At 60.0% G+C, this 21947-nt stretch carries 19 protein-coding genes; 10 read left to right on the top strand and 9 right to left on the bottom strand.

Annotated elements, in window-relative coordinates; all coding sequences use genetic code 11:
* Positions 1-5: 5 nt before the first annotated feature.
* Complete coding sequence (locus tag PPGU16_RS20100; protein WP_180724531.1) at positions 6-425, top strand: SRPBCC family protein; 420 nt, start codon at positions 6-8, stop codon at positions 423-425.
* Positions 426-561: 136 nt separating this feature from the next.
* On the top strand, positions 562-1347 hold the full coding sequence (locus PPGU16_RS20095; protein ID WP_180724530.1) for a response regulator transcription factor: 786 nt from the start codon (positions 562-564) through the stop codon (positions 1345-1347).
* Between the two features lie 52 nt (positions 1348-1399).
* On the opposite strand, the gene PPGU16_RS20090 is transcribed toward PPGU16_RS20095, so the two are convergent.
* The 5 genes from PPGU16_RS20090 to PPGU16_RS20070 form a co-directional block, all read right to left on the bottom strand.
* Positions 1400-2701 carry a sensor histidine kinase gene (locus tag PPGU16_RS20090; RefSeq protein ID WP_180724529.1) on the bottom strand — a complete coding sequence of 434 codons (1302 nt, stop codon included), beginning with the start codon at positions 2699-2701 and terminating at the stop codon, positions 1400-1402.
* Positions 2702-3126: 425 nt separating this feature from the next.
* Entirely contained in the window at positions 3127-3429 is a 303-nt protein-coding gene (locus tag PPGU16_RS20085; protein ID WP_180724528.1) for a hypothetical protein, read from the bottom strand.
* A gap of 31 nt (positions 3430-3460) precedes the next feature.
* Positions 3461-3817: a BON domain-containing protein gene (locus PPGU16_RS20080; protein WP_180724527.1), complete on the bottom strand. Its 357-nt coding sequence runs from the start codon at positions 3815-3817 to the stop codon at positions 3461-3463.
* Between the two features lie 125 nt (positions 3818-3942).
* The gene (locus PPGU16_RS20075) at positions 3943-4269 is read right to left on the bottom strand and encodes a DUF4148 domain-containing protein (protein WP_180724526.1); all 327 of its coding nucleotides are present in this window, start codon (positions 4267-4269) and stop codon (positions 3943-3945) included.
* A gap of 69 nt (positions 4270-4338) precedes the next feature.
* Positions 4339-4635, bottom strand: coding sequence for a DUF4148 domain-containing protein (locus PPGU16_RS20070; protein ID WP_180724525.1), 297 nt, complete (start codon positions 4633-4635; stop codon positions 4339-4341).
* Positions 4636-4964: 329 nt separating this feature from the next.
* Between PPGU16_RS20070 and PPGU16_RS20065 the strand changes: the two genes are divergently transcribed.
* From PPGU16_RS20065 to PPGU16_RS20040, 6 genes are all read left to right on the top strand, one after another.
* Positions 4965-7115, top strand: coding sequence for an FUSC family protein (locus PPGU16_RS20065; RefSeq protein ID WP_180724524.1), 2151 nt, complete (start codon positions 4965-4967; stop codon positions 7113-7115).
* Positions 7112-8608, top strand: coding sequence for an efflux transporter outer membrane subunit (locus PPGU16_RS20060; RefSeq protein ID WP_180724523.1), 1497 nt, complete (start codon positions 7112-7114; stop codon positions 8606-8608). Before PPGU16_RS20065 ends, PPGU16_RS20060 begins: the two co-directional genes overlap by 4 nt.
* Positions 8598-8801 carry a DUF1656 domain-containing protein gene (locus PPGU16_RS20055; protein ID WP_180724522.1) on the top strand — a complete coding sequence of 68 codons (204 nt, stop codon included), beginning with the start codon at positions 8598-8600 and terminating at the stop codon, positions 8799-8801. The genes PPGU16_RS20060 and PPGU16_RS20055 overlap by 11 nt, the downstream gene beginning before the upstream one ends.
* A 46-nt stretch (positions 8802-8847) precedes the next feature.
* Positions 8848-9810 carry an HlyD family secretion protein gene (locus PPGU16_RS20050; protein ID WP_180724521.1) on the top strand — a complete coding sequence of 321 codons (963 nt, stop codon included), beginning with the start codon at positions 8848-8850 and terminating at the stop codon, positions 9808-9810.
* 177 nt (positions 9811-9987) lie between these two features.
* Entirely contained in the window at positions 9988-11421 is a 1434-nt protein-coding gene (locus PPGU16_RS20045) for an aldehyde dehydrogenase family protein (protein WP_180724520.1), read from the top strand.
* 324 nt (positions 11422-11745) lie between these two features.
* Positions 11746-17283, top strand: coding sequence for a trifunctional serine/threonine-protein kinase/ATP-binding protein/sensor histidine kinase (locus tag PPGU16_RS20040; RefSeq protein WP_180724519.1), 5538 nt, complete (start codon positions 11746-11748; stop codon positions 17281-17283).
* A 62-nt stretch (positions 17284-17345) separates the two neighbouring features.
* On the opposite strand, the gene PPGU16_RS20035 is transcribed toward PPGU16_RS20040, so the two are convergent.
* From PPGU16_RS20035 to PPGU16_RS20025, 3 genes are all read right to left on the bottom strand, one after another.
* The gene (locus PPGU16_RS20035; protein ID WP_180724518.1) at positions 17346-18452 is read right to left on the bottom strand and encodes an NADH:flavin oxidoreductase/NADH oxidase; all 1107 of its coding nucleotides are present in this window, start codon (positions 18450-18452) and stop codon (positions 17346-17348) included.
* 65 nt (positions 18453-18517) lie between these two features.
* Positions 18518-18736, bottom strand: coding sequence for a hypothetical protein (locus PPGU16_RS20030; protein WP_180724517.1), 219 nt, complete (start codon positions 18734-18736; stop codon positions 18518-18520).
* A gap of 240 nt (positions 18737-18976) precedes the next feature.
* A complete protein-coding gene (locus PPGU16_RS20025; RefSeq protein ID WP_180724516.1) occupies positions 18977-19924 on the bottom strand; it encodes a LysR family transcriptional regulator in 948 nt (315 codons plus the stop codon).
* A 100-nt stretch (positions 19925-20024) separates the two neighbouring features.
* Between PPGU16_RS20025 and PPGU16_RS20020 the strand changes: the two genes are divergently transcribed.
* Positions 20025-21047 carry an aldo/keto reductase gene (locus tag PPGU16_RS20020; RefSeq protein ID WP_180724515.1) on the top strand — a complete coding sequence of 341 codons (1023 nt, stop codon included), beginning with the start codon at positions 20025-20027 and terminating at the stop codon, positions 21045-21047.
* A gap of 9 nt (positions 21048-21056) precedes the next feature.
* Complete coding sequence (locus PPGU16_RS20015) at positions 21057-21476, top strand: SRPBCC family protein (RefSeq protein WP_180724514.1); 420 nt, start codon at positions 21057-21059, stop codon at positions 21474-21476.
* A gap of 145 nt (positions 21477-21621) precedes the next feature.
* On the opposite strand, the gene PPGU16_RS20010 is transcribed toward PPGU16_RS20015, so the two are convergent.
* The gene (locus tag PPGU16_RS20010) at positions 21622-21945 is read right to left on the bottom strand and encodes a hypothetical protein (RefSeq protein ID WP_180724513.1); all 324 of its coding nucleotides are present in this window, start codon (positions 21943-21945) and stop codon (positions 21622-21624) included.
* Between the last annotated feature and the right edge of the window lie 2 nt (positions 21946-21947).

The raw sequence follows: 21947 nt of genomic DNA, 5'->3' as shown, positions 1-21947 counted from the left end.
GCGTCATGGCCACAGCATCTTCAAGCATGAATCTGCCGCTGCCGGCCGATCAGGTCTGGCAGTTGATAGGCGGATTCGGCTCTCTGCCGGACTGGCTGCCGTATATTCCAAAGAGCGAATTGCTTGATGGAGGGCGTGTGCGGGAACTTGCCAATCCCGATGGCGACCCGATCGTCGAGCGGCTCATCAGCTTCGACAACGCGGCGCGACGCTATAGCTACGCGATCCTGAAAGCGCCGTTTCCCGTCACGGATTACCTTTCCACACTCCAGGTCGTGGACGCGGGCAACAATACCAGCCGCGTCGAATGGTCGGGCCAGTTCACACCCGCTGGCGTGAGCGATCAGGAAGCGTCGAAGCTGTTTCAGGGCATCTACGACGACGGGCTCAAGGCGCTGGCAGCCCGGCTGGAAAGCGGTAAATAAGTGACGCCCCGGCGTGGTGCTCAAGCATCACGCGACGTAACGCGCTGCCGGTGCGGCGTACATCGAACGCGATGTTCTGCCGCACCGGTGCGGGTCGCGGCGGCACCACTTTGGCCCGCCCCGATTCCTCACACCTATGCCGCAAGCGTTATATCGACCGGGCCGCCGCTTCAGGTTAATTAAATGGCCATACCGCAAGAGGACGCCTATATTAGATGGGTCCTTTTCGCAGGAAAGAACGGTGAACGGTAATCTGGCTGAGCCACGTAACACTGAACCGGCCACAGTGTTTGTCGTCGACGACGACGAAGACGTGCGAGATTCGCTGGGGCAACTGTTGAAGTCCGTGGGCATGAAGACCAGCGTGTTTGCTCACGGTGAAGCGCTGATCGACATGCTGAAAGATGGTCCCGTCAGCAACGGTCCTGCATGCATCGTGCTCGATGTTCGCCTGAAGGGTCTGAGTGGCCTGATGGTGCAACAGGAACTCACGCAACGCGGCATCTCTCACCCCATTATTTTCATCACGGGACACGGTGACATCGTGATGACCGTCAAAGCGATGAAAGCAGGCGCGGTGGATTTTCTGACCAAGCCCTTGCGCGACCAGGACCTGCTGGACGCGATCGCGGAGGCGGTTCAACAGGACCGTTCACGGCTTGCGGACGCATCGGCGCTACAGGACCTCCAGGAACGGTGGGTCGAACTGACGCCACGACAGAAACAGGTCATGCATCGTATCGCGTGCGGCAAACCGAATCGCCAGATTGCCGACGAACTTGGCGTAAGCGAAATCACGGTGAAGATCTATCGCGGTGAGGGAATGAAGCGGCTCGGCGTAAAAACGTCCGGCGAGTTTCTGCAAAAGGCGAAACTTCTTGGGCTGGCGACCGAAAGCGCCGCGAGTCGGGAGGCGACGTAAGCAATCGCTCGGACTACGCATAGGCCACGATCGTCATTTGCTCAACCGGCCCTCAATCCGCGTCGTTGTTCTGCAGTGCCTGATCCAGCGTAAATGAAAAGCGGACGCCAAAGGGCGTGAGCGGCTCGACCCGCATGGCGGAGCCGTGCGCCTCGATGATCCGTTTGCAGATGGGGAGCCCGATGCCTATGCTTCTCGGCTTGGTCGTGACGAAAGGGCGAAACAGCTGGTCCTCCGAGCCAGGTTCGATGCCACGCCCCGAATCGGCGACGGAGATGACGACGGTTCTGCCTTCGTGCCGTGCGGAAGAAACGCTGATGATTCGTGGCCGCTGAGTGATCGAGGTCAGTGCATCGAGTGCATTCGCAATAAGACTGTCGACGACCTGCTGGATCTGCACGCGATTGCCCATCACGTGGCACTGCACACTCATACCGGCCAGTTCAATCTGTACGTCGAGTTCATCGATGCGCGAGCGGGCGAGCAGAACGACTTCACGAATCGCGGCATGAACGTCGAATTCTTCGAACAAAGTCTTCGACTGCGAGATCGCTGCGCGAAGCCTGTCGATTGTCACTTTCGCCCGTGTCGTGCAGCTTTGAACCTTGTTGAGACTGATCGTCGCTTCTTCGAGGTTCGGTACATCCCGCTTCAACCATCGCAGTGCCGCGCCCGACGATGCATCGATAGCACTCAGCGGCTGACTGAGTTCGTGAGCGATCGATCCGACCAGTTCCTCGATGGCTGTCGCTCGGGTCGCTTCGGATAACGCGAACTGCGCTTGACGAAGTCGGCCCTCGGCGAAAAAGCGCCGTCGCTCTTCATCGTAAAGTGCCTGAGAGAGACGTGCGTTTTCGAGCGCGATGGCCATCTGGGATGCAAGCAGTTCGATGAGTGCGCGCTTTCTCGTGGGAAACGCCTTGTTGGCCCGATCGTTCTCGAGATATAGCACTGCGACCAGACGGCGTTTGTGGAATAGCGGCAGGCAGAACGCCGAGCATGGGACGCGGGCTTCACTATCGCGTCGTGCGAACCTCTCAGCGGTTTCGTTCGCCGTATCGAGTGTCAATGAGCGGCCGGCTTGCGCGACTGCCTGCGCGATCAAACCAGTTATCGGCTCGTCTTCGATCGTCGACCCGATTTCGACAACGACGTCCTGACGCGATGTCGCGCGTACGCGTGTACGAAGGGTACCTTGATCTGACAGCATCAATTGCCCGGCCGTTGCGCCCGTGCATTTGAGCGCTACCCGAACGATGGTTTCCAGCACACGGTCGAGTACGACCTCTTCGGAGAACGCGTTGGATAGAGCAGCGATAGCCTCGATGTTGCTATCCTCGTCGTCAGTCGACATGTCGCCGCGCTCCCGGTGCCGGAATAAAAGAGAAGCGCGGCGCACGCGACTAAAGACTGATTGGGCGCTGCTTCTGATAAAGCGTCAACCTGCTTTGAGTTCTTTGCTTGAGGAATTATAGAACGCTTACGGCAACTGGATTTGAATGAAACAGCGGTCGAATTGATTTGAATGGTTATGAGTTGCTTCAGATCACGAAGCATGATTCGTTTAGATGTGGTCGTGGATACGGTCGTATCGTGCTTATTGAAAAGATTTCGTTCGATTGAATACACGCGTGTTTTTCAACGAGATGGGAAATCGGTAGCTTCTTTTGTGACGAAGAACAGGCGATCGGCATCCGTCCTTTGGGCGGGCCCCGCAAGCGCATCGCGCCTGCGTGTGTTCACCGCACGTCGGGAGGATGCCGGTCGGAATCGACGCTATCAGTGATGACGAAATGTCCAGGTGCGTGACGTCAGTGCTGCTTCGCCGACGCCCGACTGAGATGATGATGGGTTGACGCCGCCGACATCGGTCGAACTTGGGATTTCGCCAGCGTTACGTACATTTCTCAGGGTCTGGGCATTTTCACCACGCTGCGAAGGCGGCGCACCGATATCGGGACGATAGAACGGAGCCGGCCCATATCCGCTCGCGCAGGCGGGCGATATGAATGAAACATTCGCGGTAGCGAGGAGGGCGGCAAGAAGTGTGGCGAGAAGCGCGCCGACAAGGATGTGTCTCATGATAATCCTCCATTGCTGCGCCTGCCGCGCGCTAGTTGCCCGCTTCGCGTATGTGCAGATTGTTGGTGACGCCTGTCACGCCGGCAACCTTGGCCGCCGTCGCAGCCGCAAGCTGGATTTGCTGGTCATCGGGCGCGTCGCCTTCCAGCGTGACCTTGCCGCTACGCGCCAGAATCACGATGCCGGACGAGTCGAGATGTTTGGTGGCGGTCAGCGCATGCCGGACTTTTCCTTCGAGCTGGTGATTCTGTTTTCTCACCGTCTTCTTGCTCGATGGTGTCGTGGTCACGCCCGACGCTGACGTATCGGTCTGGCCGTATGCGGGGACGATGCCTCCAATGAATGCGGCAACGATTGCAGCGGTAAGCAAATTTTTACGCGAAGACATGCATCTCTCCTTGCCTGTGAGCTGGTTACCGGGCAGCACACGTGCGTGTAGTGCCAGCCAGTCGTTGCATTGTCCCGTTGGCGATGTTGTCCTGTCTTGTCGAATCGCACGTCGCGTTGCATGCGTCAACGGGTCATAGAGGTCGTGGCATCGGGATACTCGCTGGCGGCGGAGGGCTCCGCGGTATCAGAACCTGAGGCCTCCGCACGTTTCTTTTCAGCAAGCCGTTGCTCTGCCGCTTCGATGTCGTACGGAAAACGCAAACTGGACGCTTGCGCCGGCCGATACCCCAGGTCTTCCAGGTCGTAGAGGTGTTGCAGTACCTGCGCGCGCGTCACGGGGCCGTTCGAAGTCTGCGCAAATGCGGGCAGGGGCAATGCCAGAGCCAGCGCCAACGCAGAGGCGCTTGCCACTAAGACGTCGAAATGGCGCGGCGCCAGTTTTTTCTTCATTTCCATTTCCAGATGCAACCGAAGAACGACGTGAGCTTGTGTAGAACCATCCATCGGCTCGCGCACGGATCACTCTCGAGGAGTGCGGCTTCCCGACAGGGCAGAACCGGACGTCACGCCACCTTCTGCACTGTTGGCCCCGCTTCGTGACGCGAGGTTTCGTTGCGTGACGCGTGCTTCCGCGGCCTGGATCTCTGCCGGGTAGTTCGCGGCCTCACTGCGAGCGCGGTAGTAGCCAGCTTGCTCGAGTTCCCGCAATTCCGCTTTCACCTGTGCACGCGAAACGGTACCGTTCGATTGCGCAAAAGACGCGACGGGACTCGCGAGCAATGTCGTAACGAGTGCTGCATGCAAGAGATTTTTCATGAAGGCGACCTCCGGTAGTCTGATGATGGCGGGTGCATATTGACGGCCTTATCGCGCAGTCTAGGATGCCGAATCAATATGATTAGCGGGATCCTGGCGAAAAGAGACTTGCTTTTTTGATCGCAATCGCGGGAGGCGAGGCAGGGGAGACAGACAGTCGACTGTATCCACACAGCACGCGCGACGAATGTCAGTTTGCCAATGCAATCACCCGTTCGTTGTCGAAAGAGTGTCTTTGTCTTCGCCGGTAATATGAACGTCACGGTGGCTTGCGTCGAACAGCGGGCAGCATCGGCTGTCTACGGACCGATTGGTCGAGGCGAACGGACATGATTGCGGATCTGCGCGGTCTTTACGAAGAGTTCGTTGTCTATCGAAACGAGGATGCACCACGTCTTCTGCATGCGTTCAAGGCTGCGCTGGCAGTGGTACTCAGCATGCTGATCAGCATGCGCCTCGAACTGCGCTCTCCCGGCACCGCGATGGTCTCGGCCGTTATCGTGATGCTGCAACAGCAAAGCGGCATGGTGATCGCGAGGGGCTTTTACCGGACACTGGGGATCATTTGCGGGAGTCTTGCGGGGCTTACACTCGTCGGCATGTTCGCCCAGCAGCCGCCGTTGTTTCTCGGCGGCCTCGCGATATGGGTTGGGTTGTTCGTTGCCGGATCGTCGTATTACAAGAATTATCAGTCATACGGTTTTGTGTTGTCGGGATACGCGGCCTGCATCACGACCGTGCCTGAATGGGCCACGCCTTACGATGTCGTCGACAACGTCATCTACACGATAAGCGAAGTGATGATCGGCGTTGCCACGGGCGGCCTGATCAGCGCATTGATCTTTCCGCAGAAGGTGGTGCCCGCCTTGATGAAATGGCGCGAAACGGCGCTGGCGTCGTTGTTATCCGCACTGCGCTCCGCAGCATCGGGAAAAACGTTGGACGAGCCGGTCGAAAGCTATTTGAAGTTGATACGCGAAAGCGTAGCAATTGAAGGATTGCGCACGGCTGCCGTATTCGAAGATCCCGCAATGCGCCTGCGCAACGACGCGCTCGTACTGCTCGACGAGACCTTCCTCGATGCTGTCACGCGCATCTACGCAGTGAATCGTGCAAGGCAGATTACGAAAGACATCGATCACGACGTGAAGGCGGAGACCGACGCGTTGTTCGACAAGCTGGTGACAATAGCAGCGGATGTCGAAGAGGGCGGCTTGCAGACGATGCAGCGTGTGGATCGCCTGAATAACCAGTTGGGCGTATTGGAAGCATGGTTGCGCGCTCACGAGTGTAGTTCGACATGCGGGAAGCAGTACAGCGACGCCGGTGCACGTATCGTGGAGATGGTAGGCGCGGAAGTGTATCTGGCCGTTTCGTCACTGCACGATTTCTGCGGTGCCTGCAGCATCGTATTCAACCCGCCGAAGATTCAGTTGACCCAGCCGATCGTGCAGGCCATAGCGTTCATGCGCAGCGCCCCATTGCGCTCGAGCGGGATCACGGCGATCGTGTCCGGACTGCGCGCCGCGACATCCGTCAGCATAGTCGCCGCAGCGTGGATCGCTTCCGGGTGGACCAATGGCTATATTGCCGTTGTATCGGCAGGGATAACGAGTGGATTCTTTTCGCTCAATCCGACGCCGATACCCGCGAGCTGGCAGAACTTCACGGGATGCCTGTTCGCCTGCATGGCGGGCTTCATCCTGAACTTCATCGTGATGCCCGGCCTGGGCGATGTCACGCTGCTGGCACTGTGCATCGGAACAGTGATCTTCTTCGGCAGCTACGCCAATACCTTCCCGAGCATTGCCGGCTTGGGCGCGGGCTTCAACGTGTACTTCTGTTACGCGCTGACGCCGATGAATGTCGCCGTGTACAACCCGCCTGCCTACCTCGACCGCAGCTTCGCGCTGCTGATCGGCATTGGCGTGTCGGCAGCCGCGTTCTCGCTCGTCATTCCTCGCGAAGGCCAGTGGCTCGCAAGGCAAACGGCCGCGCGCATCCGCGACATTCTGGTGCGTGCCGCAACGGACGACGTCGACGCGGAGGAACCGGCAAGCGTGGGAGTGGCGATGCGCGATCTCATCGTGCGTATCGTGACGGTGCCGAACGTGTCGAAAGCGTATCGCGCGAGGACAACGACATGGGCATTCGGGCAGCTGTGGATTGCCAATACGTTGTCGCAATTGCGCACATTGGCTGACGCTCATGCGGACGCATTGCCGCCCGCGTGGAGTGACGTGCAGCGCGAGTGGTTGAAAGCGATCGGGCAACTCGCGCAAAGCGGAAAGACCGACGCGGCCGAGGCGGCGTATCGCGCTATAGAACACGCGCTGCAGGTTCTCAGAACGCACTCAAGGCAGCTCTCGTCCGAGAAAGCGGACGCATTGTTCGAGATGCGCGCGCGGCTTTACTCGACGGGTGCCGCATTGACAGACCAGTTGCCGGTCGCATCCGCTGTCAAGGCGACAGCGTCATGAGAGCGCGCGCCGGACAAGCCGTCGACGTGCTTCGCCTGTCGGTGGCGTCATGCATAACCGTTACGCTTCTGGGCGGTTGCATCAGCGGCGCCGGCATCAAGCCCGAAGCATCTTTCGTCGACCCGGCGACCATCGACTCTGGCAAAGCGTTGCGCGAGGCCGGGCGGGACGCGAACTGGCCCACCAGCGAGTGGTGGAAGGCATGGCGCGACCCGCAACTGGACCGACTCGTGGCACGCGCGGTAGCGGGCAACCCGACACTCGCGATCGTGCGCTCCCGGGTCACGGCTGCGATATGGGAGGCGCGTGCGTTGCGTGCAGATCTGTTTCCCGATGTCGAAGGCACGGCCGCGCTCGCACGCACCCGATTCCCGCGCTATGCGACGCCGTCTCCCCCTGGCGGCACGACCGTCTGGGACAACTCGGCGGCAGTGGCGCTGTCCTACGATCTGGATCTCTGGGGAAGGAACCGCGCCGTCGAGAAGGGCGCGCTCGATGCCGTGCGCGCGTCGGCGGCCGACGCCCAGTTCGCCAAGGTCGAGCTTCAGGTGGCGGTCGCGCGAACCTATACGCAACTGGCGCTTCAGTACGTTCTTCTCGACATTTATCAGTCGGTCAACGAAGAAGAGCGGCGCAACCTGGACGTCGCGACGCAGCGGCGCAAGGCAGGTATCGCCGGAGATATCGACGCGAGTCAGGCAAGGGCGCAGTATCAGGCGGGTATGACGGACATCGTTCGCACGCGCTATCAGATCGCAGCGGCCAGGTTGCAGATCGCCTATCTGGTCGGCGAAGGGCCGGGCTTTGGCGATACGCTGACGCGTCCCGCTTTGCCTCGGGACGTCGGCGTTGCGTTGCCCTCGTCATTGCCTGCCGAAATCCTCGGTCATCGCGCGGACGTCGTCGCGCAACGCTGGCGAGCAGCGGAGGCAGCGAAAAAGGTCGAGGCGGCGCACGCGGACTTCTACCCGAACATCAACCTCGTGGCGAGCGCATCGCTTGCGTCCGTGGCGCCGTTTGGCGGTTTCTTCAACTTTCTGAATAGCGATGCAATCGGTCACAGCGTCGGACTGGCGGGATCGCTGCCCATCTTCGACGCGGGACGCCGACGTGGGCGTTATGGCGTTGCGACGGCCGAATACGACGATGCCGTGTTGAAGTACAACGACACCGTGTTATCCGCGATGCAAAGCGTTGCGCAGCAGGTGACGCTTCTGCAGTCGCTAGAGGAACAACAGGGGGCGGCGCAGGCCGCACTGCAGTCCGCAAAGCGGGCCTACGATCTTGCCGACCTCGGCTATCGAGGGGGCATCACCGAATATCTCGACGTACTGGTCGCCCAGAAAGTCATGCTGCAACAGGAGCGGGATGTCGCATTGATACGCGCGCAGCGTGTCGACACCTGGGTCTTGCTGATGAGAGATCTGGGCGGCGGCGTGGACGTCGACGCGAGGGATTCCGGCATCAGTAAAGGGGAAGACCATGCCCGTTGAAGTCGAGCTATTCGGATTCTTCGCACCGACGCTGCTGCTCGTGTTGATGGCGACTGCAGCCGTGTTCGTCGTGCTGGATCTGCTGCTCGCCAGGGCCGGTGCGTACCGTTACGCGTGGCATCCCGGACTTTTCAGAGTCGCGCTGTTCGCCGTGCTGTTCTGCGGCGCGGCGCTCGTCATTCACGAGACGTGATGGCGAGTCGCGAATCGGAACCTGTATCGATCCAACGGGGCGGCAAATGAACAGGCAGTATCTCATTCGGATTGCCATCACCGTGATCACGCTACTCGCGGCGCTGGGACTCATCCACGCGATCTGGGAGCGCTATATGTTCTCGCCCTGGACACGCGACGGCCGCGTTCGCGCGAATGTGATCAACCTGTCTACCGATGTATCGGGACTCGTCAAGGAAGTGCGCGTCAAGGACAACGAGTGGGTGCATAAAGGCGAAGTGCTCTACGTGCTCGATCCCGACCGCTTCAAATATGCGGTGGATCAGGCAGAAGCCGATATCGCGCGGGCAAAGGCCCAGTTGCAGCAGGCCGAGTCGATGATGAACGCCAGTCTGTTCGAAGCGAGAATGCGCAAGGACCAGTCTGCGCGGCGCGCAAAGCTGTCCGGCGACGTCGTATCGGAGGAAATCCGCTCGGACTATGCATTGCAGGCTCAGCAATCGCAGTCGGCGCTGGATGCGGCACGCGCGGCTTACACGGCGGCGCGGGCGAGCATGAAAGCGGCGCAGGTGCGCCGCGAGACCGCGCATCTCGATCTGGTGCGAAGCGAAGTGCGCGCGCCCACGGATGGCTTCATCACCAACCTGAATCTCTATCCCGGGGATTTCGCCAATGCGGGTATCGCACGCATGGCGATGATCGATTCGAACTCGTTCTGGGTCTATGGCTATTTCGAGGAGACGAAGATACAGGGCGTGCATGTCGGCGACCGCGCGACCGTACGGCTACTCGGCGCGAATGTCGATATCGGTGGCCATGTCGACAGTATCGCGAGCGGTATCGTGGATCGCGACAATCCTACGGGCACGAATGAATTGCTCGCCAATGTCGATCCGATTTTCACGTGGGTCCGTCTTGCCCAGCGCGTGCCCGTGCGCATTCATCTGGATAGCGTGCCGCGCGGCATCCATCTCGCGATGGGGATGACCTGCACCATCACGCTGACTTCGAAACACGCGGGAAGTTGACTCGTTCAGGTAGCGCGCCACGGGGGAGCGGGACGTGCCTCGTGGCTATCGAACATAGTCAGTCTGATCCGGAAAGACGTCCGTAGGGACGCCGACTATTCTCGGCCTGTAATTCGATGGTTCCACCGGACATCTGAATCTATGCCCGCGCCGTGGTCAACACAAGGAGAGCGTGCCATGTTGCAGAAGAGTTATCCCTACTACATCGCCAATGAAGCTGTCGCTGCGAACACGGATCTCGAAGTCACCGATAAATTCAGCGGCGAGGTCGCGACCCGCGTCGCGCTCGCGGATGCGAAAGCGATCGACAAGGCGATCGCCCTGGCTGTCGATTCGATGCCCGCGATGCGCGCGTTCCCGCCTTTCAAGCGGCAAGCCGTGCTCGAACACTGCGTGAGGCGCTTTGGCGAGCGTTTCGAGGAAATGGCGATGGCGTTGTGCATCGAAGCGGGCAAGCCGATCAAGGATGCGCGCGGCGAAGTCAGCCGTCTGATCGATACGTTCAAGGTCGCGGCGGAAGAGTCGGTGCGCATTGGCGGGGAGATTCTCAATCTCGAGATCTCGCAGCGCGCAAAGGGCTATCACGCGTATGTGAAGCGCGTGCCGATCGGGCCGTGCTCGTTTATATCGCCGTTCAATTTTCCGCTGAACCTCGCCGCTCACAAGGTCGCACCCGCGCTCGCTGCCGGCGTGCCTTTCGTGCTGAAGCCCGCGAGTCGCACGCCTATCGGCGCATTGATCATCGGCGAAGTGCTCGCGGAGACCGATCTGCCGAAGGGCGGCTTCTCGATTCTCCCTGCACATCGCGACGGCGCCGATCTGTTCACCACCGACGATCGCTTCAAGCTGATGTCGTTCACGGGATCGCCCGCTGTCGGCTGGGATCTGAAAGCGCGGGCTGGCAAGAAGAAAGTGGTTCTCGAACTGGGTGGCAATGCGGCCGTGGTTGTCGATGGCGATCAGGGCGACAAGCTCGACTATGTGGTCGATCGTCTCGCATTCGGCGCGTTCTATCAGTCGGGACAAAGCTGTATCGGCGTGCAGCGGATTCTCGTGCATGCATCGGTCTATGATGCGCTGCGCGAGAAGCTGATCGTCAAGACGAAGTCGTTGAAGATGGGCGATCCCAAGGACGAGAGCACCTTCGTCGGGCCCATGATCTCCGAATCGGAATCGCGGCGTCTCGCGGGGTGGATGGAAAGCGCGGTGAAGGCGGGCGCGAAGATCATTGCGGGCGGGAAGGTCGAGGGTGCGATGTTCGAGGCGACGCTGCTGGAGAATGTCGGGCGCGATACCGACCTGTATCGTAAGGAGGCGTTTGGTCCGATTGCGATTCTCGAGAAATTCGATGATTTCGACCGTGCGCTGGTGACTGTCAATGACAGTGATTTTGGTCTGCAGGCGGGTATTTTTACGGATTCGCTCGCGCATGCGCATCGTGCCTGGGATGAACTCGATGTGGGTGGCGTGGTAATTAATGACGTGTCGTCGTTTCGGGTTGATAACATGCCTTACGGCGGTGTGAAGGATTCGGGTATTGGGAGGGAAGGGGTTCGCTACGCGATTGAGGATATGACGGAGTTGCGGTTGATGGTGATGAGGGAGGGGTGAGGGGGGGCTGCGACGCTGATTCGGGGGTTTTTGGGGGCTTTGCGGTGGCATCCGCGTGATGTTATTGGTTTGCTAGCGTTGCCCCTGTGCGGGGCAACGCTAGCAAACCAGAAGCAAACCGCGGATGCCAGCGAAAACACAAACCGCGGATGCCAGCGCAAATAACAACCAAACCAACAGCAAAAAACCTCCTCGCGCTCGCGAAATTGCCCGCCCACGCGATCCCTCAGTTGCACGTTCCCTACGACGAAGGTAACGTCGCTATATAAATCCCGCCAACGGCGACCTCACCGACGGGAAAGAGAGATCTCTGCGGAGTGCTTGTTGAACCTCTTCACGTCCTTCTCTGACACGGCGCCTGTCGAACCCTTTCAGGTCGCATGGGAGGACGGCGCATACGTGGCGTGCAGGGGCAAGCGTCGCGTCGACGGCGGCGCCGACGAGTCCGTCCTTATCGTGCGCCTCGCGAGGGCGCATCCTCAACCTGAGTCCATCGATCGTCTCGCGCACGAATATGCGCTCGCGGAAAAGCTCGATCCCGCGGCAGCGATTCGTCCCATCCAGTTGCTGCGCCAGAACGGACAATCCACGCTACTACTGGAGGACTGGGACGGCGAGCCGCTTGAAAAACTCCCTGTGCCCTTCGACTCCGTCGTTTTTCTCCGCTTTGCCATCAATATCGCCTCGGCGCTGGGAAAGATTCATTCGCGTGGCATCGTTCACAGAAACATCAATTCGACCCATGTACTCGTCAACCGATCGACGGGCGCGGCGCGTCTGACGGGCTTCGGTATCGCTTCGTTGCTGCAGCGCGAGCGTCAGTCGCCCGAACCGCCGGAATTTATTGCCGGGACGCTCGCCTATATGGCGCCCGAACAGACGGGGCGAATGAACCGATCGATCGATTTGCGCTGCGACCTCTATTCGCTGGGCGTCGTCTTCTATCGGATGTTGACGGCGCGCTTGCCCTTCAGCGCAACGGACCCGATGGAACTGGTGCACTGTCATATCGCGCGGCGAGCGCCTGCTCCGATAGAACTGATGCCGACGCTCGCGCCGCCGATCTCCGCGATCGTCATGAAACTGCTCGCAAAGACCGCGGAAGACCGGTATCAGACGGCGGCCGGGGTCGTCCACGACCTGCGACGGTGCCTGGCGCATTGGGATGCGTATGGGCAGATCAGCGACTTTAGCTTGGGCCTGTACGACCTTTCGGATCGTCTGCTGATACCCGAGAAGCTGTATGGCCGCGATGCCGAGCTGCAAACACTGCTCACGACGTTCGATCGCGTCACGCGGGGCGAAGCGGGTGGGCTGTTACTCGTGGCAGGCTACTCGGGCATCGGCAAGTCGGCCGTCGTGAACGAGCTTCACAAGGCATTGGTGCCGCGTGGCGGATTTTTTCTGGCCGGCAAGTTCGATCAGTACAAGCGCGATATTCCCTACGCGACACTCGCGATGGCGTTTCAGGCCGGCATTCGCATGCTGCTGACGAAACCCGAGAGCGAGCTGGCAAACTGGCGAAACGCGTTCCGCGAAGCATTGGGTCCAAATGGGCGCCTGATCGTCGATCTGGTGCCTGATCTGTCGATGGTGATCGGTGAGCAGCCGCCCGTTCCCGCGCTGTCGCCGCAAGATGCGCAGCGACGTTTTCATCTGGTCTTCAGGCATTTCATTTCGGTCTTCGCGCGCGCGGAACATCCGCTCGCGCTATTCCTCGACGATCTGCAGTGGCTCGATGCGGCGACGCTCGACTTCCTCGAAGACCTGATGGTTCAGGGCGATGTGCGTCACCTGCTGGTGATCGGCGCGTATCGCGACAACGAGGTCGATGCCGCGCACCCGCTCGCGCGCACCCTGGAGAACATCCGCGCGTCGAACACTCCCGTCGAAGCGATCTCGCTCACGCCGCTTGCCAGTGAGCACCTCCAGCAACTCGTCGTCGATGCACTCCATTGTCCTTCGACGAGAGCGTTACCGCTCGCCCGCATGCTGCATCAGAAGACGGGCGGCAATCCATTCTTTGCGCTTCAGTTCTTTTCTTCGCTCGCAGACGAAGGGCTGGTCAGGTTCGATCACGCGGCTGGCCAATGGTCATGGGATATCAGCCATATCTATGCCAAAGGCTACACGGAGAACGTGGTCGAACTGATGATCGGCAAGCTGAACCGCTTGCCTGTCGCCACCCAGATCGCGTTGCAGCGTTTTGCGTGCGTCGGGAACGTTTCCGTGCTGGCGTTTCTCGAGATGATCTCCGAGTTGCCGCGCGAAAGCGTCCACGACGCGCTTTCCTACGCGGTGCGGGACGGGCTCGTGCTTCACACGGGAGGCACCTATCGGTTTCTGCACGACCGTGTGCAGGAAGCGGCCTATGCGCTCATCAGCGAGGATGCGCGTGCCGGCACGCATCTGCGGATTGCACGGCTGCTGTTGTCGAACACGCCGTCCGCGCAACAGGAAGAAGCGCTCTTCGATATCGTCAGCCAGTTCAATCGCGCCACGCACCTCATTACGGATCGCGCGGAGCGCGAGCGGGTGGCGATGCTGAATCTCTCGGCCGGCAGGCGCGCAAAGGCGTCGACGGCCTACGCTTCCGCGCTCGCTTATCTGCGTGCGGGCCGTTCGCTGCTGACGGACGACGATTGGACCGGAAACTACGAACTGATCTTTTCGATCGAGTATCTGCTGGCTGAGTGCGAATTGCTGTGCACCAGGATGCAGGAAGCGGAGTCGCGGCTGTCGGCATTGGATCAGCATGCCCGGACGAGCCACCACGTTGCGCTCGTGACGCGCCTGCGGATTACGCTGTATACGACGCTCGATCAAAGCGGGCGCAGCGTGGATATCTGCCTCGAGTATCTGCGGCGCGGCGGCACCGACTGGTCGCCGAATCCCGACCGGCAAACGGTGCAGAGCGAGTATGCGCGCGTCGGTGCATTGCTCGGTCAACGCGAGATCGAAGATCTGATTGATCTGCCGTTGCTGAGCGATCCGGAGGTTCTGGATACGCTCGACATTCTGACGGAGATCGTGACGCCGGCGTTCTTTACGGATCAGAACCTGTGCGCGCTGGTGCTGTGCCGGATGATCAATCTCAGTCTCGAACATGGCAATTGCGATGCATCGTGCTATGCGTATGTGTGGTTTGCCACCTACGCGGGCCCGCTATTCGATCAGTACGATGAAGGCTATCGTTTTGGCCGGCTTGGCTATGGGCTCGTCGAGCATCGAAATCTGACGCGGTTCAAGGCGCGGACCTACACGTCGTTTGGCAATATTGTCGTGCCCTGGGCAAGACACGTACTGGAAGGACGTGAGCCGATCCGGCGCGCCTTCAGGATCGCAAGCGAAAGCGGGGATATCACCTACACGCTATATACGTGCTGCGATTTGATCCAGAACCTGGTCTCCGTCGGCGACGCGCTCGATGACGTGCAGTCCGAAGTCGAGATGGCCGTGTCGATTGCGGACCGCATTTGCTTCGGGCTCGTCAGCGACATGCTGGCCACCTATCGTGGCCTTGTCCAGACCTTGCGCGGACTGACTCCGCGCTTCGGCTGTTTCGACGATGCCCAGTTCAACGAGGCGGAATTCGAGTCTCATTTCTCCGGGTCGACGACGCTAGCTTTGCCGGAGTTCGATTATTGGGTGCGTAAGCTGCAGGCGAGGTATCTGGCGGGTGAATTTGCCGAAGCGCTCGCAGCCAAGATCCGCGCAGAGCGCATGATATGGATCGCGACGTCGCAGTTCGAAACAGCGGAGTTTCACTTTTATGGCGCGCTCAGTCACGCGGCGTGCTGGAATGCGGCTGATGCGGCGAACCGGCGCGTTCATATGCATGCGTTGATTGCACATCGCAAGCAACTCGATATCTGGGCGTTTCACTGTCCTGCGAACTTCGAGAATCGCGCAGCGCTGGTGGGTGCCGAGATATCGCGCATCGAAGGAAATATCGCCGAAGCGGAACGTCTTTACGATCAGGCCGTCCGCTCGGCGCGCAGGAGCGGCTTCGTTCACAACGAAGCGATTGCCTGTGAAGTGACGGCGCGTTTCTACGCGGCACGCGAGCTTGCCGAGATAGCTGACATGTATTTGAGGAACGCACGTCACGCGTTCGCACGGTGGGGTGCGAAAGGCAAAGTCCGGCAGATAGACGACCTGTATCCGGACCTGTCCCAGCGAAACGACGGGCCCGTGTTGGAGAGCAGCATCGAAGCGTCCGTCGAACATCTGGATCTGGCAACCGTACTGAAGGTTTCGCAGGCTGTATCGAGTGAGATCGTGCTCGACAACCTGATTCAGACGCTCATGCGCACGGCCATATCGCACGCCGGGGCACAGCGCGGTGTGCTGATCGCCGAGAGCGGAGGGGAATTGCGGATCGAGGCCGAGGCGATCACGATAGGCAATGCGATCACGGTCAGTCTGGGCAAAGCGCTGCTGCAAGCCGACCGTGTGCCTGTAACGGTCGCTCATTATGTCCTTCGCACCGGCGAGAACGTGATCCTGAACGATGCGTCGCGACCCCATGAGTTCGTTGCCGATCGCTATTTCCAGGCGCATCGCTCGCGCTCCGTGGCCTGTATGCCGCTCGTGTACCAGGGCAAGACGATCGCTTTGCTTTATCTCGAGAACAGTTTGACGTCACATGTCTTCACCGTCAGACGCGTGGCCGCGCTCAAGCTGCTGGCTGCGCAGGCCGCGATTTCGATTGAGAACTCGCGGCTGTATCGGGACGTGGCAGAGCGTGAGGCAAAGATCCGGCGGCTCGTCGATGCGAATATCGTCGGGGTTTTCATCTGGGATATGCTGGGGCCGATATACGAAGCCAACGACGCGTTCTTGCGCATCATCGGTTACAGCAGAGAAGACCTCGCAGCCGGAAAAATCCGTTGCACCGAGATCACACCTGACGAGTGGCACGATCAGGACGTACAGGCCATCGCAGAGCTACGCAAGCATGGCGCGCTTCAACCGCTGGAAAAAGAATATCTGCGCGCCGACGGAACACGTGTCGCCGTGCTGCTGGGCGCGGCGATTTTCGGCAGCACGCCGGATCAGGTCGTCGCGTTCGTCGTCGATCTCACCGAGCGCAAGCGGGCCGAGGCGAATGCACGCGAAAACGAGCGACGCTACCACGAGATAGAGATAGAGCTCACGCATGCGAACCGTGTGTCGACGCTCGGCCAGTTGACGGCGTCGATCAGCCACGAAATCAGGCAACCGATTGCGTCGGCTGTGTTCAACGCTCAGGCGGCGACGCATTGGCTGGACGCGAGTCCGCCGAATCTGGAGGAGGTGCGGGCGGCATTGACGCGCGTCGTCAACAACGGCACGCGGGCAAACGACGTTATCCGGCGATTGCGTGATCTCGTCAAGAAGACGCCGGCGCGGCGGGAGCTTCTCGCCGTCAACGACGCGATTCGAGAAGTCATTGGGCTCACGCGCGGCGAGGCATCCAGGCAACGGGTTTCCATTTGCGCGGACCTGGAGCGGGACTTGCCGGACGTGGAGGGCGACCGCGTTCAGTTGCAGCAGGTCATCATGAACCTGATGATGAATGCCGTGGATGCGATGAGCGATTCCGACGACGACATGCGCGAGTTGACGATCACGACCTGTGCCTGTGGTCCACGCTGCGTCCGGATTACCGTGAGCGATACGGGGCCGGGGATAGACAGCGCGAATGTCGAGCGGCTCTTCGAGCCGTTCTTTACCACCAAAGCCTATGGCATGGGTATGGGCCTCTCCATTTGCCGCTCCATTGTCGAGGCCCATGGCGGCACGTTGCACGCCTTCGCAAACGAGCCGCATGGCGCAGTCTTCCAGTTCGAACTGTCGGGCGCCGATGACGAGCCATGAAGCGTGCGCCACATGTCCCCGCTCGAACAGCGGGACATGCGGCACGCTGCGCGTTCGGACCGTCATTCGCTTTCGAACAGATCCTTGAACCGTCTGGGCTGCGAACGCAGATAGGGGTTGGGCGCACGCACATGTGCGCCGAGTTGCGCTGCGGCGTGCCACGGCCAGCGCGGGTCGTAGAGGATGGCGCGCGCGATCGCGATGAGATCGGCGTCCCCTGTTCCGACGATGGCTTCGGCCTGCTCGAACTCCGTGATGAGCCCCACTGCGACCACGGGCATGTGGACGGCCTGCTTGACGGCGCGCGCGAGCGGCACCTGATAGTTGGGGCCGACAGGAATCTGCTGTGCCGGATGCAACCCGCCGCTGGTAATGTGAATGGCATCGCAGCCGAGTTTCTCGACCGCTTGCGCGAACGCGATGGTCTGTTCGATGTCCCATCCGTCGTCGACCCAATCCGTACCTGATATCCGGACCGTGACGGGCTTGTCGGCAGGGAATGCATCGCGCACCGCTTCGAATACTTCGAGCGGAAAGCGGATGCGGTTTTCGAGCGAGCCGCCATATTCGTCTTCGCGTCGATTCGACAGCGGCGAGATGAATTGATGCAGCAGATAACCGTGGCCCACATGCAACTGGATCATGTCGATACCAATCTTGTGTGCGCGGCGCGCAGCGGCGACGAACGCCTTACGGATGCGGCTCAATCCATCGCGATCCAGCGCGACGGGTGCCAGGTAGCCCTCGTCATACGGCACGGCTGACGGGGCTTCAGTTTGCCAGCCCAATGGCGAATCCGGAGGAAACTGTCCGCTCTTTTTCCACGGCACTTCGGTCGATGCCTTGCGTCCCGCGTGGCTCAGCTGAATCGCAACCGGCACGTCCGAACAGTGTCGTATCGCATCGAGTGTGCGACGCATCGCGGCTTCCGTCGCATCGTCATAGAGTCCCACGTCCGCGTAGGTGATGCGGCCCTCGGGGAGGACTGCCGTCGCCTCGATGGTCAGCAGCGCAGCGCCTGAGATGGCCAGATGACCCAGATGGACAAGGTGCCAGTCGTTCATGCAGCCATCGCGCGCCGAGTACTGGCACATCGGCGCGATGACGATCCGGTTGCCAAGTTCGAGCTTACCCAACCTGAGCGGTGCGAAAAGAGCGGGCTTCGCCAAGATGATCTCCTTACGATGCTCGATTCAACGTTCATGAACGAACGCAGATGCGACACGTCACCCTGTCAACTGCCGAAGAACAGCGTGCAAAAGCTGACAGGTCCAACGCAAGTATCGGGTCGTTTCGAGGACATGTCGCGTGGAAAATGCTGTTTCTGGCTTTGATCCGGCTGATCGACCTGGGATGGCGAAGATGCCTGGCCAGCCGTTTGTGCAGGCGCCTGCGCGAAGGCAAGCGTCGATATCAGCGAGCATGCGAGAAGAAGGGGTTTCAGCGGCTTCATATCGACCTCCAGTGAGGGGGAAACAATCCTGTCCACACGCCGGCTGTGAGCCTCCATTCGAAAAGGCGCCCGCGCGTCAGTCGCGGGCGCAAAGGACAGAGTGATCTGTCCGAGGAGACACTGCAGTGAGGGCGCGCCTTACCTGAGTCGATATTGAGGCCGCTGCTTGTTTACTGCTTTTCTGATCCAAGGGAATTTGTCATTTCGCCCCATGACGTATGAAAAAAACGCGTGAACGGCTCACGTGAGTGCCGGGTTTTTTGCGCGCTTCGTCTGAGTCGGCACGCTTGCCATCATCGCGCCGGTACTCAGCAGGGACGTGCGGAAATGCTCGACGAGAGGTCGCAAGTTGACCCGATGCCATACGGCCCACAGTGCGCTGCGATAGGTGAACCACGAAAGTTCGTGCAGCATGACGCCGTCCGGCGCCTGATGACGCAGGCTCTGCTGGACCATCGTCAGGCCGAGTCCGGCAGCGACGAGACCCAATGCCGCTAGCGGCTCGGTTGCTTCGAGCGCGATGTTGGGCGTGAATCCCGCTCTCGCGCACGCCGCAACGAAGTTGTCGTGACGAAGCGCGCCTTCCTTGTGCATCACGCCGATCCACTTTTGCGCCGCGAGGTCCTCGGGCGTGAACTTCTTCTTTCTGGCGAGCGGATGCCCGTCGGGAACCGCTAGCAGCATCGGATCGTTGAGGATTTGCGCGCAGTCGAGTTCGGGGTCGTCGTCGGCGGGCGGTTCGCAAACGAGCGCAATGTCGAGGCTGCGCTGACGCACCCCGACGACCTGCTCGGCCGACTGATAGTTGTAGAGCGCAATGTGGACGTCAGGCCGGTTTTGCTGCAGCGCGCGCAACGCAGTGGGTAATACGCCCGAATGCATCGCGTTTTCCAGGTATCCGATACACAGGCCGCCTTCGTCGCCGCGCCCAAGACGACGTGCGAGCGACTCGAGCCGGTTCGCGTGCGTCAGAAAGGCTTTGGTTTCTTCGAGGAACGTGCGGCCGTCCGTGGTCAGGCGAATGCGCTGCTGCGAACGCTCGAATAGCGTCAAGCCGAGCTTTTCTTCCAGTTGCGCAATCTGGCGACTGAGCGGCGACTGCGAAATATGCAGACGTTCGGCAGCCCTTCCGACATGTTCGTCTTCAGCGACCGCCACGAAATAGTGCAGTTGGCGGATGTCTAACATTTAAGACCTCACAGGACTCAGATGTTTCATATTATGTCTTGGACAGACTTAACTTGCCACCCTAGACTTCGCTCATGCACTCAACTGATGGAGCAAAGTAATGAGCATCAAGGATAAATTGCCCGCTGGCACCTTGCTGGGTTTTGGCGCTGCGCCGCTCGGCAACATGTTCCGCAACATTCCCGACGACGAAGCGCTCGCGACGGTCGAAGCCGCATGGCAGCAGGGGGTGCGGTATTTCGACACAGCGCCTTTCTATGGCGCGGGCCTGTCGGAAATCCGCCTCGGCGAAGCATTGGCCCGACACAAGCGCGACGAATACGTGCTGAGCACGAAAGTGGGCCGGGTGATTCTCGATGAGATCGAAGACGTGAGCGCACGTGATCTCGGCGAGAAGGGCGGTGTGTTTGCGTTCGGACGTCCCAACAAGATCGTCAACGACTACTCGGCGGACGCGACCCTGCGCTCCGTCGAGGACAGCCTCAAGCGTCTGAAGACAGATCATCTGGACATTGTCTGGGTGCACGACGTCGCACAGGACTTCTACGGCGACGAATGGCTGTCCGTGTTCGAAACGGCGCGTAAAGGCGCGTTCCGCGCGCTGACCCGTCTGCGTGAAGAGGGCGTGATCAAGGCATGGGGTCTCGGCGTGAACCGGGTCGAGCCTTGCGAACTCACGCTCGATCTGACGGAAGCCCAGCCCGATGGTTTTCTGCTGGCGGGACGTTACTCGCTGCTCGATCACGAGCGCGCGTTGCAGCGTTTGATGCCGGCAGCCGCGGCGCGCAAGGTCGAGATCGTCGCGGGTGGTCCGTATAGCTCGGGTGTGCTGGCGGGCGGTCCGAACTTCGAGTATCAGAAGGCATCGCCGGAGATACTCGCCAAGGTCGAACGTATCAAGGCGATCGCCGCGCGTCACAACGTGAGCGTGAAGGCGGCCGCGTTGCAATTCGTGCTCGCTAATCCCGCCGTTGCCGCGGTGATTCCTGGTGCTAGCCGTCCCGAGCGGATCGCCGAAGATCATGCCGCCGTGACGGAGATCATTCCGGCCCAGTTCTGGCACGACCTGCGTGAACAGGCTCTCGTTGCCCCGAACGCACCGCTTCCCGTCGACAACGTTTAAGGACCCACCATGGCACGCGCCCAAGCATCCATCGAGATTCACGCTTCACCTGAGGCCGTGTGGCAACTGATCGGCGGCTTCGATTCGTTGCCCGACTGGCTGCCTTTTATTCCGTCGAGCGAAACGGACGAAGGCGGGCGCGTGCGGCGTCTTTCCACGCCCGCCGGCGACGCGATCGTCGAACGACTGGAAGCGTTCGATAACAGCGCACGTAGCTACACGTATTCGATTCTGCAAGCGCCGTTTCCTGTGACCGGTTATCGCTCGACGCTGCGTGTGCAAACGATCAGCGCGGAAAGTTCGCGAGTCGAGTGGTTTGGAGAATTTACTCCCGCTGGCGTAAGCGATGAAGAAGCGTCGGCGCTTTTCGAAGGCATCTATCGCGATGGTCTGAAGGCACTCTCGGCTTCGTTCGATAACAGGCGCTGAACTCGAATCCGGGCGACTCGACCGCAATCGCACGACGTATGCGACGCTGGCGGCTATACCGATGTATAGCGTCGTTACGTCGATGCGATTCATTCATACACCACCGTAGAATGGTTTCGATTGTGCGTGGTCACTATGCTTGGTGTCATGGCGAGTTTTTTGTTGAAACCCCTTTGCGTGTCATGTCGACGCCGATTTCTACAGGGAGGATGCCGCCATGAATTCCACGCTCCATAACTGGATCATCGTCTGCAGCAATGCCTACGTCGAATATACCTTCGTCTCGTGGCTGGGTAAGAACGTCTATCGACGAACGGTTGATTATCGCGATGTGTGCCTGCAATAGGAAACGCTCACGCACGTGCGACGTTCTTGTCGCTGTCTGGCACAGCGCATTTGCGCGATCGAACGGTTTGCCGGTTTGATTGGCGCCCAACACGATTACATGAACCTGAATATCGTAAGGCACTG

It is taken from the genome of Paraburkholderia largidicola, from assembly GCF_013426895.1.
Classification (GTDB): Bacteria; Pseudomonadota; Gammaproteobacteria; order Burkholderiales; family Burkholderiaceae; genus Paraburkholderia; species Paraburkholderia largidicola.
This window is presented reverse-complemented; position numbering and strand designations above follow the sequence as displayed.

Bases quoted from the DNA above. Each gene is read 5' to 3' on its own strand.
- PPGU16_RS20055 (WP_180724522.1), top strand. From the start codon at position 8,598: ATGCCCGTTGAAGTCGAGCTATTCGGATTCTTCGCACCGACGCTGCTG.
- PPGU16_RS20025 (WP_180724516.1), bottom strand. From the start codon at position 19,924: ATGTTAGACATCCGCCAACTGCACTATTTCGTGGCGGTCGCTGAAGAC.
- PPGU16_RS20095 (WP_180724530.1), top strand. From the start codon at position 562: ATGCCGCAAGCGTTATATCGACCGGGCCGCCGCTTCAGGTTAATTAAA.
- PPGU16_RS20090 (WP_180724529.1), bottom strand. From the start codon at position 2,701: ATGTCGACTGACGACGAGGATAGCAACATCGAGGCTATCGCTGCTCTA.
- PPGU16_RS20070 (WP_180724525.1), bottom strand. From the start codon at position 4,635: ATGAAAAATCTCTTGCATGCAGCACTCGTTACGACATTGCTCGCGAGT.
- PPGU16_RS20085 (WP_180724528.1), bottom strand. From the start codon at position 3,429: ATGAGACACATCCTTGTCGGCGCGCTTCTCGCCACACTTCTTGCCGCC.
- PPGU16_RS20075 (WP_180724526.1), bottom strand. From the start codon at position 4,269: ATGAAGAAAAAACTGGCGCCGCGCCATTTCGACGTCTTAGTGGCAAGC.
- PPGU16_RS20050 (WP_180724521.1), top strand. From the start codon at position 8,848: ATGAACAGGCAGTATCTCATTCGGATTGCCATCACCGTGATCACGCTA.
- PPGU16_RS20100 (WP_180724531.1), top strand. From the start codon at position 6: ATGGCCACAGCATCTTCAAGCATGAATCTGCCGCTGCCGGCCGATCAG.
- PPGU16_RS20080 (WP_180724527.1), bottom strand. From the start codon at position 3,817: ATGTCTTCGCGTAAAAATTTGCTTACCGCTGCAATCGTTGCCGCATTC.
- PPGU16_RS20030 (WP_180724517.1), bottom strand. From the start codon at position 18,736: ATGAAGCCGCTGAAACCCCTTCTTCTCGCATGCTCGCTGATATCGACG.
- PPGU16_RS20015 (WP_180724514.1), top strand. From the start codon at position 21,057: ATGGCACGCGCCCAAGCATCCATCGAGATTCACGCTTCACCTGAGGCC.
- PPGU16_RS20045 (WP_180724520.1), top strand. From the start codon at position 9,988: ATGTTGCAGAAGAGTTATCCCTACTACATCGCCAATGAAGCTGTCGCT.
- PPGU16_RS20065 (WP_180724524.1), top strand. From the start codon at position 4,965: ATGATTGCGGATCTGCGCGGTCTTTACGAAGAGTTCGTTGTCTATCGA.
- PPGU16_RS20020 (WP_180724515.1), top strand. From the start codon at position 20,025: ATGAGCATCAAGGATAAATTGCCCGCTGGCACCTTGCTGGGTTTTGGC.
- PPGU16_RS20060 (WP_180724523.1), top strand. From the start codon at position 7,112: ATGAGAGCGCGCGCCGGACAAGCCGTCGACGTGCTTCGCCTGTCGGTG.